The sequence below is a fragment of the Streptomyces sp. bgisy159 genome, assembly GCF_057707805.1.
The window spans coordinates 20,305-37,751 of the sequence record NZ_JBYIQX010000009.1 but is presented as its reverse complement, the minus strand read 5'-3'; the positions used below and the strand labels follow the sequence as shown (position 1 = coordinate 37,751).

At 72.4% G+C, this 17,447-nt stretch carries 14 protein-coding genes; 6 read left to right on the top strand and 8 right to left on the bottom strand.

Going from position 1 to position 17,447, the window contains the following annotated elements; all coding sequences use genetic code 11:
* Window positions 1–404: 404 nt before the first annotated feature.
* From AC3ET3_RS11670 to rsmI, 7 genes are all read right to left on the bottom strand, one after another.
* The gene (locus AC3ET3_RS11670; RefSeq protein ID WP_435612066.1) at window positions 405–2,216 is read right to left on the bottom strand and encodes an ABC-F family ATP-binding cassette domain-containing protein; all 1,812 of its coding nucleotides are present in this window, start codon (window positions 2,214–2,216) and stop codon (window positions 405–407) included.
* A gap of 128 nt (window positions 2,217–2,344) precedes the next feature.
* Entirely contained in the window at window positions 2,345–3,238 is an 894-nt protein-coding gene (locus AC3ET3_RS11665) for a 4-(cytidine 5'-diphospho)-2-C-methyl-D-erythritol kinase (RefSeq protein WP_435612065.1), read from the bottom strand.
* Window positions 3,235–4,104, bottom strand: a complete 870-nt coding sequence (rsmA, locus tag AC3ET3_RS11660) for a 16S rRNA (adenine(1518)-N(6)/adenine(1519)-N(6))-dimethyltransferase RsmA (RefSeq protein ID WP_435612064.1) — start codon at window positions 4,102–4,104, stop codon at window positions 3,235–3,237. Before rsmA ends, AC3ET3_RS11665 begins: the two co-directional genes overlap by 4 nt.
* A gap of 148 nt (window positions 4,105–4,252) precedes the next feature.
* Entirely contained in the window at window positions 4,253–5,731 is a 1,479-nt protein-coding gene (locus AC3ET3_RS11655; RefSeq protein ID WP_432156973.1) for a resuscitation-promoting factor, read from the bottom strand.
* Window positions 5,732–6,056: 325 nt separating this feature from the next.
* Window positions 6,057–6,935 carry a TatD family hydrolase gene (locus AC3ET3_RS11650; protein WP_432135533.1) on the bottom strand — a complete coding sequence of 293 codons (879 nt, stop codon included), beginning with the start codon at window positions 6,933–6,935 and terminating at the stop codon, window positions 6,057–6,059.
* 88 nt (window positions 6,936–7,023) lie between these two features.
* Complete coding sequence (locus tag AC3ET3_RS11645) at window positions 7,024–7,437, bottom strand: hypothetical protein (protein ID WP_432135534.1); 414 nt, start codon at window positions 7,435–7,437, stop codon at window positions 7,024–7,026.
* A 378-nt stretch (window positions 7,438–7,815) separates the two neighbouring features.
* Entirely contained in the window at window positions 7,816–8,685 is an 870-nt protein-coding gene (rsmI, locus tag AC3ET3_RS11640; RefSeq protein ID WP_432135535.1) for a 16S rRNA (cytidine(1402)-2'-O)-methyltransferase, read from the bottom strand.
* Between the two features lie 62 nt (window positions 8,686–8,747).
* Between rsmI and AC3ET3_RS11635 the strand changes: the two genes are divergently transcribed.
* The 3 genes from AC3ET3_RS11635 to AC3ET3_RS11625 all read left to right on the top strand — a co-directional run bounded on the left by AC3ET3_RS11635 (window position 8,748) and on the right by AC3ET3_RS11625 (window position 14,177).
* Window positions 8,748–10,505, top strand: a complete 1,758-nt coding sequence (locus AC3ET3_RS11635; RefSeq protein ID WP_435612063.1) for a dolichyl-phosphate-mannose--protein mannosyltransferase — start codon at window positions 8,748–8,750, stop codon at window positions 10,503–10,505.
* Window positions 10,506–10,687: 182 nt separating this feature from the next.
* Window positions 10,688–12,319: a penicillin-binding transpeptidase domain-containing protein gene (locus tag AC3ET3_RS11630; protein WP_435612062.1), complete on the top strand. Its 1,632-nt coding sequence runs from the start codon at window positions 10,688–10,690 to the stop codon at window positions 12,317–12,319.
* A 184-nt stretch (window positions 12,320–12,503) separates the two neighbouring features.
* Window positions 12,504–14,177, top strand: a complete 1,674-nt coding sequence (locus tag AC3ET3_RS11625) for a penicillin-binding transpeptidase domain-containing protein (RefSeq protein WP_435612061.1) — start codon at window positions 12,504–12,506, stop codon at window positions 14,175–14,177.
* Window positions 14,178–14,294: 117 nt separating this feature from the next.
* Here the strand turns inward: AC3ET3_RS11625 and AC3ET3_RS11620 are convergent, their stop codons facing one another.
* Window positions 14,295–14,645 (bottom strand): SsgA family sporulation/cell division regulator, encoded by a 351-nt coding sequence (locus AC3ET3_RS11620; RefSeq protein WP_432135539.1) that lies wholly within the window; start codon window positions 14,643–14,645, stop codon window positions 14,295–14,297.
* A 141-nt stretch (window positions 14,646–14,786) separates the two neighbouring features.
* Between AC3ET3_RS11620 and AC3ET3_RS11615 the strand changes: the two genes are divergently transcribed.
* The 3 genes from AC3ET3_RS11615 to AC3ET3_RS11605 are packed head-to-tail and all read left to right on the top strand — an operon-like array spanning window position 14,787 to window position 17,411.
* Window positions 14,787–15,863 carry an energy-coupling factor ABC transporter permease gene (locus tag AC3ET3_RS11615; RefSeq protein ID WP_432156945.1) on the top strand — a complete coding sequence of 359 codons (1,077 nt, stop codon included), beginning with the start codon at window positions 14,787–14,789 and terminating at the stop codon, window positions 15,861–15,863.
* A 1-nt stretch (window position 15,864) separates the two neighbouring features.
* Window positions 15,865–16,626: a cobalt ECF transporter T component CbiQ gene (gene cbiQ, locus AC3ET3_RS11610; protein WP_432135541.1), complete on the top strand. Its 762-nt coding sequence runs from the start codon at window positions 15,865–15,867 to the stop codon at window positions 16,624–16,626.
* Window positions 16,614–17,411: an energy-coupling factor ABC transporter ATP-binding protein gene (locus AC3ET3_RS11605; protein WP_432135542.1), complete on the top strand. Its 798-nt coding sequence runs from the start codon at window positions 16,614–16,616 to the stop codon at window positions 17,409–17,411. Before cbiQ ends, AC3ET3_RS11605 begins: the two co-directional genes overlap by 13 nt.
* Window positions 17,412–17,447: the final 36 nt, after the last annotated feature.

Here is a 17,447-nt window from a genome sequence, read left to right as displayed (position 1 = left end):
TGCGTCCGCCCCTGTACCCAAGGGAGAACCGGGCCGTGATGCCCTCGTTACGCGCCTCCACGCCCTCTTCACACGGCGCACGCGCCGCCCACCGCGCGCGGGCGTGGCCGGGGAAGTGCGGTGGTGCGCACGGCCCTTCACGCCGTTGCGCGAAGAGCTGTGCGCGCCGCTTGGCGCGCGTGTACCCGTGCCCGTTGCGCGGCACAGGCGCTCACGCCGTTGCGCACGCGACCGAACGCGCGGTGGCGTACGGGGCTGTTTGCGCGGTCGGGTGCGTAGGGTCGCCGGCGTGGTTGCGCGTACGGGCACCGCGCGGGTACGGCGGGGGCGTGCGCGGGTGCGTCAGCGGTGGTGCGCACGCGGGCGTGGGGTGAGGTCGTACACGCCCGCGCGGCCCGCGATCCTCAGGCGTCCTCGGCCAGTTCCAGCCAGCGCATCTCCAGCTCCTCGCGCTCCCCCGCCAACTCACGCAACTCGGCGTCGAGTCGCGCGACCTTCTCGAAGTCGGTGGCGTTCTCGGCGATCTGCGCGTGCAGCTTGGACTCCTTGTCGGAGACGCGGTCCAACTGGCGCTCGATCTTCTGGAGTTCCTTCTTGGCGGCGCGCTGGTCGGCGGCGCTCTTCTCGGGGCGCTCGGTCGCGGGCTTGACGGCGGCGGGAGCGGTCGCCGCCGCCGCTTCCTCCATGCGTTGCCGGCGCTCCAGGTACTCGTCGATCCCGCGCGGCAGCATCCGCAGCGTGCCGTCGCCGAGAAGGGCGTGGACCCGGTCGGTGGTGCGCTCGACGAAGAACCGGTCGTGCGAAATCACGATCATCGAGCCGGGCCAGCCGTCGAGGAGGTCCTCCAGCTGGGTGAGGGTCTCGATGTCGAGGTCGTTGGTGGGCTCGTCGAGGAAGAGCACGTTGGGCTCGTCCATCAGCAGTCGCAGCAGTTGCAGCCGCCGGCGCTCACCGCCGGAGAGGTCACCCACCGGCGTCCACTGCTTCTCCTTGGTGAAGCCGAAGGTCTCGCACAGCTGACCGGCGGTCATCTCGCGCCCCTTGCCGAGGTCGACGCGCTCCCGCACCCGCTGAACGGCTTCCAGGACCCGCCATGTGGGGTCGAGTTCGGCGACCTCCTGGGAGAGGTAGGCGAGCTTGACGGTCCTGCCGACGACGACGCGCCCGGCGGCGGGCTGCACCTCGCCCTCGGTGCGCGCCGCCTCCGCCATGGCGCGCAGCAGGGAGGTCTTGCCGGCGCCGTTCACGCCGACCAGGCCGATGCGGTCGCCGGGGCCGAGGTGCCAGGTCACGTGCTTGAGCAGCACCTTCGGTCCGGCCTGGACGGTGATGTCCTCCAGGTCGAAGACGGTCCGGCCGAGCCGGGAGGACGCGAACTTCATCAGCTCACTGCTGTCCCGGGGCGGCGGCACGTCCTTGATGAGCTCGTTGGCGGCCTCCACCCGGAAGCGCGGCTTGGACGTGCGCGCGGGAGCGCCGCGGCGCAGCCAGGCCAGTTCCTTGCGGACCAGGTTCTGCCGCTTGGCCTCCTCGGTCGCGGCGATCCGCTCACGCTCGGCGCGCGCGAAGACGTAGTCGGAGTAGCCGCCCTCGTATTCGTGGACGTGACCGCGCTGGACGTCCCACATGCGCGTGCAGACCTGGTCGAGGAACCACCGGTCGTGGGTGACGCACACCAGCGCCGAGCGCCGTGCCCGCAGGTGCTGGGCGAGCCAGGAGATGCCCTCGACGTCGAGGTGGTTGGTCGGCTCGTCGAGGATGATGAGGTCCTGGTCCTCGATGAGCAGCTTGGCGAGCGCGATCCGGCGCCGCTCACCGCCGGACAGCGGTCCGATGACGGTGTCCAGCCCCTTGGGGAACCCGGGCAGGTCGAGCCCGCCGAACAGCCCCGTCAGCACGTCGCGGATCTTGGCGTTGCCCGCCCACTCGTGGTCGGCCAGGTCGCGGATGACCTCGTGGCGCACGGTCACCGCCGGGTCGAGGGAGTCGTGCTGCGTGAGCACGCCCAGCCGCACTCCGCCGGAGTGCGTGACCCGCCCGGAGTCGGCCTCCTCCAGTTTCGCGAGCATCCGGATCAGTGTCGTCTTGCCGTCGCCGTTGCGGCCGACGACCCCGATCCGGTCCCCTTCGGACACGCCGAGCGACACGCCGTCCAGGAGCGCACGGGTGCCGTACACCTTGCTGACGTTCTCGACATTGACCAGGTTGACGGCCATTTCACTCCTGCGCAGGGGGATCGATCAGCCTTCAAGCGTAGGCCCTTGGGGTGGCGGGCGGTGCGCGAGGGTGCGGTCACTCTGCGTAAGGGTGTGGGCCGTGCGCCGACGGACTCCGGGCCCGGCGGTCAGCCGACCGTGGCCCCCTGGGCGGGTCCCGTCGCCGTGCGTACGCTGCGGCAGGTGCCGGACACGTGCAGTGCCGCGGCGACCTGGGTCGCCGAATCGGCGTCGCGGGTGAGGAAGGCGGTCGTGGGGCCCGATCCCGACACGAGCGCCGCGAGCGCCCCGGCCGCGCGGCCCGCGGCGAGGGTGTCGGCGAGTTCGGGGAAGAGGGAGAGCGCGGCGGGCTGGAGGTCGTTGGTGACGGTGGCCGCCAGGGCGTCCGGGTCGCCCTTGGCCAAGGCGTCGATGAGGGGCTGGGAGGCGACGGGCTCGGGGATGTCGGTGTCCTCGCCGAGCCGGTCGAACTCGCGGAAGACGGCCGGCGTCGACAGCCCGCGCTGGGCGAACGCGAAGACCCAGTGGAAGGTGCCGCCCACGTCCAGCGCGGTCAGTTTCTCGCCTCGGCCGGTGCCGAGCGCGGCCCCGCCGACGAGGCTGAACGGCACGTCGCTGCCGAGTTCGGCGCAGATGTCGAGGAGTTCGTCACGGGACGCGCGTGTGCCCCACAGCGCGTCGCAGGCGAGGAGCGCGCCCGCGCCGTCCGCGCTGCCGCCCGCCATGCCGCCGGCGACGGGGATGTCCTTGGCGATGTGGATGTGCACGTCGGGTGCGCGGCCGTACCGTTCGGCGAGTGCGAGGGCCGCTCGCGCGGCGAGGTTCGTCCGGTCCAGGGGGACCTTGTCGGCGTCCGGGCCGGCGCACGTGACGCGCAGGGTGTCGGCCGGGGTGACGGTGACCTCGTCGTAGAGGCCGACCGCGAGGAAGACGTTCGCCAGGTCGTGGAAGCCGTCCGCGCGGGCGGCGCCCACGGCGAGTTGGACATTGACCTTGGCTGGCACGCGCACGGTGACGGTCACTCGGTCTCCTTGTGTTCCGCGATCCTCGCGAACTCCTCCACGGTGAGGGCTTCCCCGCGTGCCTGCGGGGACACCCCGGCGGCGACCAGCGCCGCCTCGGCGGCGGCCGCGGAACCCGCCCATCCGGCGAGCGCGGCCCGCAGCGTCTTGCGCCGCTGGGCGAACGCCGCGTCGATGACGGCGAACACCTCCTGCTTGGACGCCGTGGTCTTGAGCGGCTCCCTGCGGCGGACCAGGGACACCAGTCCGCTGTCCACGTTCGGGGCGGGCCAGAAGACGTTGCGGCCGATGGCACCGGCACGCTTGACCTCGGCGTACCAGTTGGCCTTCACCGAGGGCACGCCGTAGACCTTGGAGCCGGGGGCGGCGGCGAGGCGGTCGGCGACCTCCGCCTGCACCATCACCAGGGTGCGCTCGATACCGGGGAAGGTGTCGAGCATGTGCAGCAGGACCGGTACGGCCACGTTGTAGGGCAGGTTGGCGACCAGGGCGGTCGGTGCGGGGCCGGGCAGCTCCGTGACGTGCATGGCGTCGGAGTGCACGAGCGCGAAGCGGTCGGCCCTGTGCGGCATCCGCGCGGCGACCGTGGCGGGCAGCGCGGCGGCCAGTACGTCGTCGATCTCGACGGCGGTGACCCGGTCGGCGACCTCCAGCAGGGCGAGCGTGAGGGAGCCGAGCCCCGGCCCGACCTCGACGACCACGTCGTCGGGCCGGACCTCCGCGGTCCGGACGATCCGGCGGACCGTGTTCGCGTCGATCACGAAGTTCTGACCGCGCTGCTTGGTGGGACGCACGCCGAGGGCCGCCGCCAGTTCGCGGACGTCGGCGGGGCCCAGGAGGGCGTCGTGGGTGGGGCTGGTGCTCACGGGACAAGACTACGGGGGCCGACCGACAGTTCCGGACGCCGCCGAGGCCGGCCGGACGCAGGCGGGTGTCAGCGCATGTGTTCCGGGCCGCTACGGGAGCCGCCGGGACCTTCCGGCGGCTCCCGCAGGGTGCCGGGCCAGAAGGGCCTCAGCCGTGCAGGCGCTGCCCGCAGTGCGGCCAGGGGCTCGCGCCGCGCCGGATGTAGAGCTTCTTCGCGCGGTACGTCTGCTCGGCCGCCGGGGCGTCCTGCGGTCGTCCGCTGCCGCCCAGGCTGTGCCAGGTGTGGGTGTCGAGCTGGTAGAGCCCGCCGTGCGCGCCCGACGCGTCGACCGCGTCGGGCCGTCCGCCCGACTCGCAGGCGGCCAGGCCCCGCCAGTCGAGGTGGTCGGCGTCATGTACGGATGGCGGGTGCGGCCTGGTGCCCACCTTCACCACCCGCGCGCGCGGTGCGCGCACCACCTCGGTCTTCACCCGCCGGGGCTTCTGCCGGACACCGTTGACGGTGCGCACCGCGTAGGTCTCCCTTCTGAGCCCCGGCTGTCCGGCCCGCTCGACGACCTCCGTTCCCTTGAACAGCGACGGGTCCTCGATGCGCCGTACCTCGAAGGGGATCGGCTCTTCCCGCACCTCCTTGCTGCCGGTGATCCGCAGTACGGTCACCGTCTGCCCGTCGCGGGGGAAGCTGCCGGGCGCGACCGACGTGGTGTCCTGGCCGCGCAGGATGATTCCGGCCTCCTCGACCGCCTCGCGGACCGTCGCCGCGTTGGTGCGCACCGTGCGGGCGCGGCCGTCCGCCATGATCGTCAGGGAACGCTCGGTCCGGACGTCCAGCGCGAGGCCCTCGCGTCCGATCCGCCGGGAGCGCGACGTCGACAGGTACGCGCCCGCCGTGCGCACACCGAGCTGTTCGAGCGCCGCCTCCACGGTGTGCGCCGTCGTCCACAGCTCGCGCCGGTGTCCGTCGAGGGTGAGGCGCACGGGGCGTCCGTAGTGGACGGCGACCTCGTCCCCGTTGCTGAGGTCGGCGCCGGGGGCGGGCGCCACCACGTCGTGCGCCCCCACCTTCACGTCTTCCTGCGCCAGCAGTTCGGTGACGTCGTCCGCGAAGGTGTGCAGTGTGCGCGGCTTGCCGTCGACGGTCAGCTCGATCGCCTTGTCCTCGGCGACGAAGGCGGTGGTGCCGCCGGCGAGGAAGGCGACCACCAGCGCCTGCGGAAGCAGGCGGCGCACGGTCGAGTCAGGGCGCTCCGCGTAGCGTGCCTTGCGCCGTCGCGCGGCCCGCCGCCCCGTACTGGCGGGCGCGCTGCCCTGCGGTGCGCCGCCGGTCACCGCCCGCCCCGCGGCCCCCGGTCCGCCCGGAGCCACAACCGTCTCCGCGCGCCGGACGTGCGCGGCGCCCGCCTGCACCCCTTCCCCCCATGCGCCCCCGGTGCCCCCGGCGTCCCTGGCGCCCCCGGCGTCCCCCGGATGCTCCGGGCCCCCGACGGGCGCCTCGTCCGCCACTTGGCGTGGCAGCGCCGAGCCGGCGGACTCGGGCGACCCGTGCGCCGGGTGCGTGCCGTAGGGGGCGTACGCCGCGAACGCCTCGTAAGCCGGCCGGTAGGTGTCCTCGTACGCCCCGCGCATCCCGTAGGTGCCGGGCGCACCGCCGTCGTCGTACGCGCCCTGCAGTCCCTGCCGGCCCTGTAGCCCCTGCCCGACCGTCTGCGCGCTGTGCAGGTCGACGTAGGTCTCGGCGCCGCCGTAGGGCTCGTACTCCGGGTGGTGGGCGTAGTACGCGCTGCGCGCGTGGGAGGGGTTGCTCACGCCGACACGCTCCAGGGGTCCGCGGGGTCCAGAGGTCGGTCCGGATCGGGCCCCCAGAACCTAGCGGCTCGACGGTCACTCTCCAAAGCGGCACGGCTACGCACTGTTGTGCAGGGACGGCCGGCGGGCGGCGGGCGGCGGTGCGTCAGTAGGCGAACGCCCGGGCGGTGTTGGCTCCGAGGGCGGCCGCGAGGGTGTCCTCGTCGAGGCCGCGCACGGCGGCCATGGCGCGCACGGTGACGGGGACGAGATACGGGGCGTTGGGCCGCCCGCGGTGGGGGGCGGGGGTGAGGAAGGGGGCGTCGGTCTCCACCAGGAGAAGCTCCAGGGGGGCCACGGCGACGGCGTCGCGCAGGTGCTGCGCGTTCTTGAAGGTGACGTTCCCGGCGAAGGACATGAAATAGCCGGCGCGGGCGCAGATCTCGGCCATGTCGGCGTCGCCGGAGTAGCAGTGGAAGACGGTGCGTTCGGGTGCGCCTTCCTCCTTGAGGATGCGCAGGACGTCGGCGTGGGCGTCGCGGTCGTGGATGACGAGCGCCTTGCCGTGCCGCTTGGCGATCTCGATGTGGGCGCGGAATGACGCCTCCTGCGCCTCCTTGCCCTCCGGGCCGGTGCGGAAGTAGTCCAGGCCGGTCTCGCCGACGCCCTTCACCTGGGGGAGCGCGGCCAGGCTGTCGATCTCGGCGAGCGCCTCGTCGAGCGCCTTCGCGCCCCCCGGTTCCCGTGCGCCCTGCCGGGACCAGCCGTCGGGGTCGCCGTGGACGATGCGCGGCGCCTCGTTGGGGTGCAGGGCGACTGCCGCGTGGACGGCGGCGTGGGCGGCCGCCGTCTCGGCCGCCCATCGCGAGCCGCGCACGTCGCAGCCCACCTGCACCACGGTCGTCACCCCCACCGACGCCGCCTTCGCCAGGCTCTCCTCGACCGTCCCGGACTGCATGTCGAGGTGGGTGTGGGAATCGGCGACCGGCACCCGCAGCGGCTCCGGGAGCGGTGGGGCCGCGTTCTTGTCGGCGTTCGAAGGCATGTCCCGATCCTACGGAAGGTGCCCGCGCGGCCTGCGGGGACGGGGTCCGCGACCGTCCCAGGGCCGGGACGCCGTCATGCGGGTCCCGCTAGCTGGCCCGGCGCTGGAAGGGGTGCAGGAGATCGGACAGATGCCAGTGGTGACGTTCCTTCGAATCGGCCGCGGCGGCCTCCGGCACCTCGGGCACCTCGACCGGACCGGCCGGGGGCACCCGGTGCGACCGGTGCTTGACGCCGCGCACCGACGCGACCTGGCCCGCGCGCATGATGCGTACGACGTCGCCGTCGCAGTTCCCGCACGCCGGCCGGCTCAGCGGGGACGGCACGATGCGGCCGTTCGCCACGTACAGCACGAACTCGTGGTCGTCGGCGTCCATGTGGTGCTCTATCTCGTACGACTGCTCCCAGCCGTAGCCGCAGCGCATGCACGCGAAGGAATAGGACTCGTGGACGACGGCCGTCGCGCCGCTGCGCAGGTCCGTCCGGTCTGCGATCTCGCTCATGCCAGCTCCTCTTGTCCGCTGGACGAGGGACGGTGCGTCCCTGCGTTCCAGTGGACGCCCTCAGCGGCGTGAACGCAGCAGGTCTGTCGACTGTTGGACCCGATTTGGGTGTTCCTTGCCCCAAGGGCACGAGCGGCTGTCAGGCCGCTTTGCCTTCCACGCCGCCCCTTTGCCCCGGCATGGGGCGCAAGGCGCCCGAGAGGGGCGCGCAGACCTCCTTCAGCGCCGTCCGGCGCTCCCTGGCGCCGCGGGGTGCGCCTTCGGGCCGGCTCCGCGCCGTCACCTCGCGGCGCCTCCGTCACGCCGGGCGCCCAGCGCGCCGCGCTTCCGACCCGCCGCGCACCCTTCACCCCGCCGCGTGCTTGGCCGCCCCGCCCCTCACCCCGCCGCGTGCTTCGCCGCCACCACCGCGTCGAACACCTCGCGCTTCGGCAGACCGGCGTCCGCCGCCACCGCGGCGATCGCCTCCTTGCGGCGCTCACCCGCCTCCTCACGCGCGCGTACCCGGCGGACGAGCTCCTGCGCGTCGAGGTGCTCCGGGCCGCGCTCGGGAGCACCGGAGACGACGACGGTGATCTCACCGCGCACGCCCTCGGCCGCCCACTCGGCGAGTTCGCCGAGCGGGCCGCGCCGTACTTCCTCGTAGGTCTTGGTCAGCTCGCGACAGACGGCGGCCGGGCGGTCGGCGCCGAAGACCTCGGCCATGGCCGCGAGGGTGTCGTCCAGCCGGTGCGGGGCCTCGAAGTACACGAGGGTCCGGCGCTCGCCGGCGACCTCACGCAGCCGTGAGAGCCGCTCACCCGCCTTCCGCGGCAGGAACCCCTCGAAGCAGAACCGGTCGACGGGCAGCCCGGACAGCGCGAGCGCGGTCAGGACGGCGGACGGACCCGGAACCGCGGTCACCCGGACGTCGCGCTCCACGGCGGCGGCGACCAGCCGGTAGCCGGGATCGGAGACCGACGGCATGCCGGCGTCGGTGACGAGCAGCACGCGCGCGCCGCCGATCAGTTCCTCGACGAGTTCGGGGGTGCGGGCGGCCTCGTTGCCCTCGAAGTAGGAGACCACGCGCCCCTTGGGCGTCACTCCCAGGGCCTGGGTGAGGCGGCGCAGGCGCCGGGTGTCCTCCGCGGCGACGACGTCGGCGCCCGCCAGCTCCTCGGCGAGCCGGGGCGGGGCGTCGGCGACGTCCCCGATGGGCGTGCCGGCGAGGATGAGGATTCCGGGCGTGCTTGCGGGCGTAACTGTCACGTTTCCATCCTCGCAGGGGCGAGGCACGGGACTCACACAGACGGGTTCCCTACGATGGCGCGGTGACCAGTACCGCGTCCTCCTTGGATTCCACGGACCACCGGCAGGGCCGGGCGCCCGACGACCGGCGGCCGACGTGGCAGCAGCGGCTGCGCCGTTTCGGGCCCCCCGCGCGGCGTCTCCCGGTGGCCGACGCGCGGGAGCGGCTGGTACCGCCGTACGCGGAGCCCAGTCCGCGGCTGTGGCACACCCTGGGGGTGCCCCCGGCGCTGGCCGACCGGTTCACGCGCTGGTCGGGCTGGGGCGGCCCGCTGCTGGTCACGCTGATGGCGGGCGTCATCCGGTTCTGGAACCTGGGCAGCCCCGAGAAGGTGATATTCGACGAGACGTACTACGCCAAGGACGCCTGGGCGCTGGTCCACCGCGGGTTCGAGGTCAACTGGGACAAGAACGCCAACGATGCCGTCCTCAGCAGCGGCGGGCACATCGCCATCCCGTCGGACGCGTCCTATGTCGTACATCCGCCGGTCGGCAAGTACGTCATCGGGCTGGGTGAGCTGATCTTCGGTTTCGACCCGTTCGGCTGGCGGTTCATGACGGCGCTGCTCGGCACGCTGTCGGTGCTGATGCTGTGCCGCATCGGACGCCGGCTGTTCCGGTCGACGTTCCTGGGATGTCTGGCCGGTGGGCTAATGGCGGTCGACGGCCTGCACTTCGTGATGAGCCGCACCTCGCTGCTCGACGGTGTGCTGATGTTCTTCGTGCTCGCCGCGTTCGGCTGCCTGATCCTCGATCGCGACCACGCGCGCGTGAAGCTCGCCGCCGCGCTGCGATCCGGCACGGACGGCCGGTACCGCCCGGACCCCGCCGTCGGCGACTTCCTGCGGCTGGGGTGGCGGCCGTGGCGCTGGGCGGCGGGCGTGATGTTCGGCCTGGCGATCGGCACCAAGTGGAACGCCCTGTTCATCATGGCGGCGTTCTGCGTGATGGCGCTCGCGTGGGACGTCGGTTCGCGCAAGGTGGCCGGCGCGCGCCACCCGTACCTGGCCGTCCTCAAGTACGACCTCGGCTTCGCCTTCCTGGCGACGGTCCCGGTCGCGCTCGCCACCTACGTCGTGTCGTGGACGGGCTGGATCCTCTCCCCCGCGGACGGCTCGGGCGGCTACTACCGCAACTGGGCGGCGACGGACGGCAAGGGCGGCTCCTGGGCGTGGTTGTTCCCCGACTGGTGGCGCAGCCTGTGGCACTACGAGCACGAGGTGTACGAGTTCCACACCCATCTGACCTCGCCGCACACGTACCAGTCGAACCCGTGGAGCTGGCTCGTCCTGGGCCGCCCGGTGTCGTACTTCTACGAGTCGCCCGCGCCGGGTGTCGACGGCTGTCCGGCGGACGCGGGCGATAAGTGCGCGCGCGAGGTGCTGGCGCTGGGCACGCCGCTGCTGTGGTGGGCGGCCTGCTTCGCGCTGCTGTACGTGCTGTGGCGCTGGGCGTTCCGCCGTGACTGGCGCGCGGGTGCCATCGCGGGCGCCGTGGTGGCGGGCTACCTGCCGTGGTTCATGTACCAGGAGCGCACGATCTTCCTGTTCTACGCCGTGGTCTTCGTGCCGTTCCTGTGCCTGGCGGTGGCCATGATGATCGGGGCGATCGTCGGGGCGCCGGGGTCGAGCGACACCCGGCGCGTGGCCGGGGCGACGGGGACGGGCGTCCTGGTGCTCCTGATCACGTGGAACTTCATCTTCTTCTGGCCCCTCTACACCGGGACGGCGATCCCCATCGACGATTGGCGTTCACGTATGTGGCTGGACACGTGGGTCTGATTCAGCTGGTTGATCCCCGTTCCGGACACGCCCCCGGTCTCCGTCGGACAACTTCCCGGTAACTGTGTCCTTCGCGCCCCCGCCGTCCGCATACAGTGCGAGACGCGCCCCTCTTCCTGAACGCGTTCAGAAACGCCGGACGGGGGGCGCCGACCACGGGGACGAAGGGGGAAGGACCACAGATGCGCAAGGGAGCCAAGGCGGCCGTCATCGGATCGGTGTTCGCCGTCATGGTCGGCGGCGCGGGATACGGCACGTACAACGTGGTGTCCGCGCTCAGCGACTCCGGCGGCGGCTCGGGCGCGAACGGGCCGGCGCCACTGAAGAGCGGGCCGCCCAGCGGCGAGGAGGTGAAGGAGACCACCTCGCGGTTCTTCGCGGCCTGGGAGAAGGGCGAGTCGGTGGTGGCCGCCTCGCTCACCGACAACGCTGCCAAGGCCGAGCCGCTGCTCACCTCGTACGCCCAGGAAGCGCACATCACCGGACTGAAGATCACACCGGGCGCGGCGAGCGGTACGACCGTGCCTTTCACCGTCAACGCGACGGTGTCCTACGACGGCAAGTCGAAACCGCTCGCCTACGAGAGCCGGCTGACGATCGTGCGCGGGGTCACCACGGGGAAGGCACTGGTCGACTGGCGGCCGTCCGTGGTCCATCCGCAGCTGACGGGCATGGACGACACCCTCGCCACCGGCGAGTCCTCGGCCCCGCCGATCGAGGCGGTGGACCGCGACGGCAAGGTCCTCACGAAGGCCAAGTACCCCTCCCTGGGCCCGATCCTGGACGCACTGCGCCAGAAGTACGGCGACGCGGCGGGCGGCGAGCCGGGGGTCGAGCTCGTGGTCAAGCACGGCACCGCGGGCGCGGCGGACACCCCGCTGCTCACTCTCGCCGAGGGCCGGCCGGGCAGGCTGCGGACCACTCTGAAAGCGGGAGTGCAGGCGGCGGCGGAGAAGGCCGTGCTGCGGTACGGCCAGTCGTCCGTGGTGGCCGTCCAGCCCAGCACCGGGGATGTGCTCGCGGTCGCCAATCACCGCAACGACGCCTTCAACGCCGCGTTCCAGGGGCAGGTCGCCCCCGGCTCCACCATGAAGATCATCACTGCGGCCACGCTCATCGACAACGGCATCACCACGGCCGACGGGCCGGCGCCGTGCACCCCGGACGCGATGTGGGAGGGCCAGACCTTCCACAACTACAAGGAGATGACCGATCCCGGCGCGACGCTGGCCCAGAGCTTCGCGCGCTCCTGCAACACGGCCTTCATCAAGTACACGGACGACCTGAAGGCCGACTCGCTGACCACGGAGGCCGTGGAGCGCTTCGGGCTGGGCCGGAACAACTGGAAGACCGGCGTCCAGTCCCATGACGGCTCGGTGCCGGCCGTCAGCGGGCCCGACATGGCCGCGGCCCTGATCGGCCAGGGTCAGCTGCTGATGAACCCGCTGAACATGGCCTCCGTCACGGCGACCGCCATGACGGGGACGTTCCGCCAGCCGGTCATCGTGCCGCAGAGCCTCGACGGCCGGGAACTGGCACGCGCGCGTGGGCTGTCGGACAGCACGGTGCGACAGCTGCGCGCCATGATGCACCGCACCGCGACCAGCGGCACCGCGGCCGGTGTCATGGCGGGCCTGGGAAGCGACATCGGCGCCAAGACCGGCACCGCCGAGGTGGCGGGGCAGGCCAAGTCCAACAGCTGGTTCACCGGTTACCGCCACGACGTCGCGGCCGCCGCGATGGTCCAGGACGCCGGCCACGGCAGTGACGCGGCCGGGCCGATCGTCGCCGCCGTCCTGCGTGCGGGCGGCTGAACCACGCGCGCGGGCCGTTGCGCGCCCTCACGGTCACAACCCCGCTACGGGAGAGGTGGTTGAGGTCACAGTGGCATCACCCGCCCGGGAGGGGACCCTAGGCTGGTCGCCGTCGTTGGGGTGGGCGGGGGCAACGAGGGCATCGGGGCGTGGGGGCCCCGCGGGATCCGGAGGATCGTAGGACGTGGGCAAGAGAAGACGCGTCGCCGAGCGACGAGGCAAGCGGCCCGCCGTGCTCGGCGGAATGGTCACCGTGGTCGTCGGCGGTGCCGCGTTCGGCGTCTACGCGCTGTACGGCGGTGGCGCCGCGGCCGAGGACCGTACGGCCACGACGGCCGCCGACCACGAGACTCCGCAGGTCAGGACCGGGCCGCTGACGGCGGCGGAGGTCACCGGCACCGCCAACGCCCTCCTCACTTCCTGGCAGCAGGGGCAGATCGCCCGCGCGGCCGCCGTCACCGACGACGCGGCGGCCGCCACCGCGCTGCTCACCGGCTACGCCGAGGACGCCCACATCACCGGCGTCACCCTCACCCCGGGCACCCCCGCCGGCGGCAGGGTGCCCTTCGCCGTGAAGGCCACGGTGACGTACAAGGACGTCACCAAGCCGCTGGCCTACGACAGTGCGCTGACCGTCGTCCGGCGAGCCGCGGACGGCAAGCCGGTCGTCGACTGGCATGCCTCCGTGGTCCATCCTGAGCTGGCCGACGGCGACACCCTGGTGACCGGCGAGTCGGGCACGCCGCCGGTCAAGGCGGTCGACCGCGAGGGCGGCGAACTGAGCGCCGCCGAGTACCCGTCGCTCGGCACGGTCCTGGACGGTCTGCGCGAGAAGTACGGCAAGAAGGCGGGCGGCACCGCAGGCGTCGAACTGCGTGCCGTACGCGGCGAGGCGTCCAAAAGGAAGAAGGTCTCCGACAAGACGCTGCTGGAGCTCAGCAAGGGCAAGCCCGGCACCGTACGGACGACGCTGAGCCCCACCCTCCAGGCAGCCGCCGAGCGGCAGGTCGCGAGCCGCCCCCGCGCCTCCGTCGTCGTCACGCGCGCGTCGACGGGCGAGATCCTCGCCGTCGCCAACAGCGGCAGCTTCAACGTCGCCTTCCAGGGCTCGCTCGCCCCGGGCTCCACGATGAAGATCGTCACGTCGTCGCTTCTCATCGAGAAGGGGCTGGCGTCCGCGGACAAGGTGCACCCCTGCCCGAAGTACTTCACGTACGGGGGCTGGAAGTTCCAGAACGACGACAAGTTCCACATCAACGGCGGCACCTTCAAGGCGAGCTTCGCGCGGTCCTGCAACACCGCCTTCATCAGTCAGGCTCCCCGGCTCGACAACGACAGCCTCACCAGGCAGGCACAGCAGGTGTTCGGCCTGGGGATGAACAACTGGTCGGTCGGCGTGCCCACCTTCGACGGGTCGGTGCCGGTCCAGTCGGCGGCCCCGATGGCGGCCTCGCTGATCGGGCAGGGCGGGGTGCGGATGAACCCGCTGAACATGGCGTCGGTCGCCGCGACGGTCAAATCGGGCACCTTCCACCAGCCCTACCTGGTCTCCTCCGAGGTCGACGGCCGCACCCTGGCGACGGCCTCGCGCGCCATGTCCGCCGGCACGCTGTCCCAGTTGCGGGAGATGATGAACTACACGGCCGCGTACGGCACCGCCGCCCAGGCGATGTCGGGCCTCGGCCCGGACTTCGGCGCCAAGACGGGCTCGGCCGAGGTCGACGGCCAGGAGAAGCCCAACGGCTGGTTCACCGCCTACCGCGGCGATCTCGCGGCCGCGGGCGTCGTCCAGGCGGGCGGCCACGGCGGCGACACGGCGGGGCCGATCGTGGCGGCGCTGCTGCGCATGGGCGGCTGACGCTCCCCCTGCGCCGGCTCGCCGCACCTCACGACCGGCGCACGACGCTGCTCGTGCGCCCCCGGCGGCCGCCAGGGGCGCGGGGCGGGGGCGCGGGGCGCGGGGCGCGGGGCGCACCTAGTGCAGGACAGGTTCCGTGGTGTACGTGCGGCGCAGGAAGCGGAGGAGCGTCTTCGACTCGAACTGCACCACCGAGCAGCCCTGGGCTGAGTGGAACTCGACCACGGCCTGCACGCGACCGCAGGGCCACACCCGCACCTGACCGCTCTCCGCGGGGGCACGCAGGCCCTGCTCGAGCAGTGAGCGGGAGAAGATCCACTCGTGGGTGCCGGGGAGCCCGACACGTATCGTGCGCGGGTCGTCGTCCGGGTCGTATCTGAGGACGACGGGGACGGCCGTCCGTTCCTCCTCGATCAGGTCCCCGTCCGTGACGATACGGGCTCGTGCGTACTGTTCGACTACGGACATCGGACGGCCCCTTACGTTCAGTGACCTAAGTGGAAGCCGCGCATCCACTTCCCTTTAACTGTCCCATATCTCCCGAATTATGCCTTCCGGCGAGCACCTCGCTCTTGCAAGAGGTTTGCAACAAGCCTCTATCATCGAACGGTGCACGTACCCGACGGATTCATCAACGCCCCGACCTCCGCGGTGACCGGTGTCGTCGCCGCGGGAGCGATCGCCGTGAGCCTGCGCGGCGCGCGCCGGGAACTCGACGAACGGACCGCGCCGCTGGCCGGTCTGGTGGCGGCGTTCATCTTCGCCGTCCAGATGCTCAACTTCCCCGTCGCCGCGGGCACCAGCGGACATCTGCTCGGCGGCGCGCTCGCCGCGATACTCGTGGGGCCCTGCACGGGGATCCTGTGCGTGTCCGTGGTCCTCCTTATGCAGGGCATCCTCTTCGCCGACGGCGGGCTGACCGCGCTCGGTGTGAACATCACCGACATGGCGATCGTCACGACCGTCGTGTCCTACGCCGTCTTCCGCCTCCTGGTGAAGGTGCTGCCGCGCAAACGTCGCTCGGTCACCGTGGCCTCCTTCGCGGCCGCCCTGGTGTCCGTGCCGGCCGCGGCGATCGCCTTCACCTCGCTGTACGCGATCGGTGGGACCGCCGACGTGTCGATCGGCAAGGTCGCCACCGCGATGGTCGGCGTCCATGTGCTGATCGGACTGGGCGAAGCCGCCATCACCGCGCTGACCGTGAGCGCCGTGATCGCCGTGCGCCCGGATCTCGTGCACGGCGCGCGCGGCCTGCAGCAGCGCCTGAAGCTGCGCGTGAACGGCGCCCTCGTGGACGCGCCCGCTCCTGAAGGGGCGCGCGAGGCGCCTGCGGCGCCCCTCGCGGCGCGCACCTCGCGGCGCGCGCTCTGGGTGACGGGTCTGGTGACCTCCCTCGTCCTCGCCGGCTTCGTCAGCTACTACGCCTCCTCCAGCCCGGACGGCCTGGAGAAGGTCGCCGCCGACCAGGGCATCGACCAGAAGGCCGAAGAGCACGCGAACGCCGACTCGCCGCTCGCCGACTACGGTGTCAAGGACGTCGACGACGCCCGCCTGTCCGGTGGGCTGGCAGGCGTCATCGGCGTCGGGACGACCGTCGTCGCCGGGAGCGCGGTGTTCTGGGCCGTGCGCCGGCGTCGCGCGCAGGACGGCGCGTCGCCCGGGGCCACGCCGGTGGAGAACGTCTGACATGGGCGCCGGGCACGCGCACAAGCTCTATCGGCACGGGCACTCCCGGGTCCACGCCCTCCCGCCGCACACCAAGCTCGCCGCCGCCTTCGCCTTCGTGGTCGTCGTGGTCTCGACGCCGCGGGAGGCGATGTGGGCGTTCGGTCTGTACGCCGGGTTGCTGGCGTTCGTCGCGTACCACGCGCGCGTACCGGCCGGCTTTCTGCTCAAGCGGCTGCTGATCGAGGTGCCGTTCGTGGCGTTCGCCGTGCTGATGCCGTTCGTGGCGGAGGGCGAGCGGGTGGAGGTGCTGGGGGCGTCGCTCAGTGTGAGTGGTCTGTGGGGGGCGTGGAACGTGCTCGCCAAAGGCACCCTGGGCGTCGCCGCCTCGGTGCTGCTGGCCGCCACCACCGAACTGCGCGAACTGCTGCTCGGCCTGCAGCGCCTGAAGCTGCCACCGCTGCTGGTGCAGATCGCCTCCTTCATGATCCGTTACGGGGACGTCATCACCGACGAGATGCGGCGCATGCGGATCGCGCGCGAGTCACGCGGTTTCGAAGCCCGGGGCGTACGGCACTGGGGGGTGCTCGCCAAGTCGGCGGGCGCCCTGTTCATCCGCTCCTACGAGCGCGGGGAACGGGTCCACCTGGCGATGATCAGCCGAGGGTACGCCGGATCCATGCCGGTGATCGACGAGGTGACCGCGTCGCGCGCCCAGTGGTCGCACGCCCTGGCCCTCCCGTTCGCGGCACTCGTCGTCTGTCTGCTGGGATGGACCCTGTGACTGCCGTGACGCCCGTCCCCGAGACGCCCGCCGCCGACACGCCCTCGCTGGACGTGGCCGGACTCGCCTTCGCCTACCCGGACGGCCACCAGGCGCTGTTCGGCGTCGACTTCTCCCTCGCGCGCGGGGAGCGCGTCGCGCTGCTCGGCCCGAACGGCGCCGGGAAGACGACCCTCGTGCTGCATCTGAACGGCATCCTCACCGGCGGCGCCGGCACGGTGAAGGTCGCCGGCCTGCCCGTCGGCAAGCGGCACCTGGCCGAGATCCGGCGCAGGGTCGGCATCGTCTTCCAGGACCCCGACGACCAGTTGTTCATGCCGACCGTGCGCGAGGACGTGGCGTTCGGGCCGGCGGCGGCCGGGATCAAGGGCACGGAGCTGGAGGAGCGCGTGGACCGGGCGCTGGCCCGGGTCGGCATGGACGGCTTCAAAGACCGTCCGCCGCACCACCTTTCCTTCGGCCAGCGCCGCCGGGTCGCGGTGGCGACCGTCCTCGCGATGGAACCGGAGATCCTCGTCCTGGACGAGCCGTCGTCCAACCTGGACCCGGCCTCACGCCGCGAACTCGCCGACATCCTGCGCGCCCTGGACGTCACCGTGCTGATGGTCACGCACGACCTGCCGTACGCCCTGGAGCTGTGCCCCCGTTCCCTCGTCCTCAGCGACGGCGTGATCGCCGCCGACGGGCCGACAGCCGACCTGCTCGCGGACGACGAGCTGATGCGGGCCCACCGGCTGGAGCTCCCGTTCGGCTTCGACCCGCGCTCGGTGTCCGCGCGCGGCTGACCCGCCGACCTGTGCGGCAACGTCGGCGTAACGATC

Excerpts from the sequence above, each read along its gene's own strand:
- AC3ET3_RS11670 (WP_435612066.1), bottom strand. The coding sequence starts at position 2,216 with ATGGCCGTCAACCTGGTCAATGTCGAGAACGTCAGCAAGGTGTACGGC.
- AC3ET3_RS11655 (WP_432156973.1), bottom strand. The coding sequence starts at position 5,731 with ATGCGCGGGGCGTACGAGGACACCTACCGGCCGGCTTACGAGGCGTTC.
- AC3ET3_RS11650 (WP_432135533.1), bottom strand. The coding sequence starts at position 6,935 with ATGCCTTCGAACGCCGACAAGAACGCGGCCCCACCGCTCCCGGAGCCG.
- AC3ET3_RS11645 (WP_432135534.1), bottom strand. The coding sequence starts at position 7,437 with ATGAGCGAGATCGCAGACCGGACGGACCTGCGCAGCGGCGCGACGGCC.
- AC3ET3_RS11630 (WP_435612062.1), top strand. The coding sequence starts at position 10,688 with ATGCGCAAGGGAGCCAAGGCGGCCGTCATCGGATCGGTGTTCGCCGTC.
- AC3ET3_RS11620 (WP_432135539.1), bottom strand. The coding sequence starts at position 14,645 with ATGTCCGTAGTCGAACAGTACGCACGAGCCCGTATCGTCACGGACGGG.
- cbiQ (WP_432135541.1), top strand. The coding sequence starts at position 15,865 with ATGGGCGCCGGGCACGCGCACAAGCTCTATCGGCACGGGCACTCCCGG.
- AC3ET3_RS11605 (WP_432135542.1), top strand. The coding sequence starts at position 16,614 with ATGGACCCTGTGACTGCCGTGACGCCCGTCCCCGAGACGCCCGCCGCC.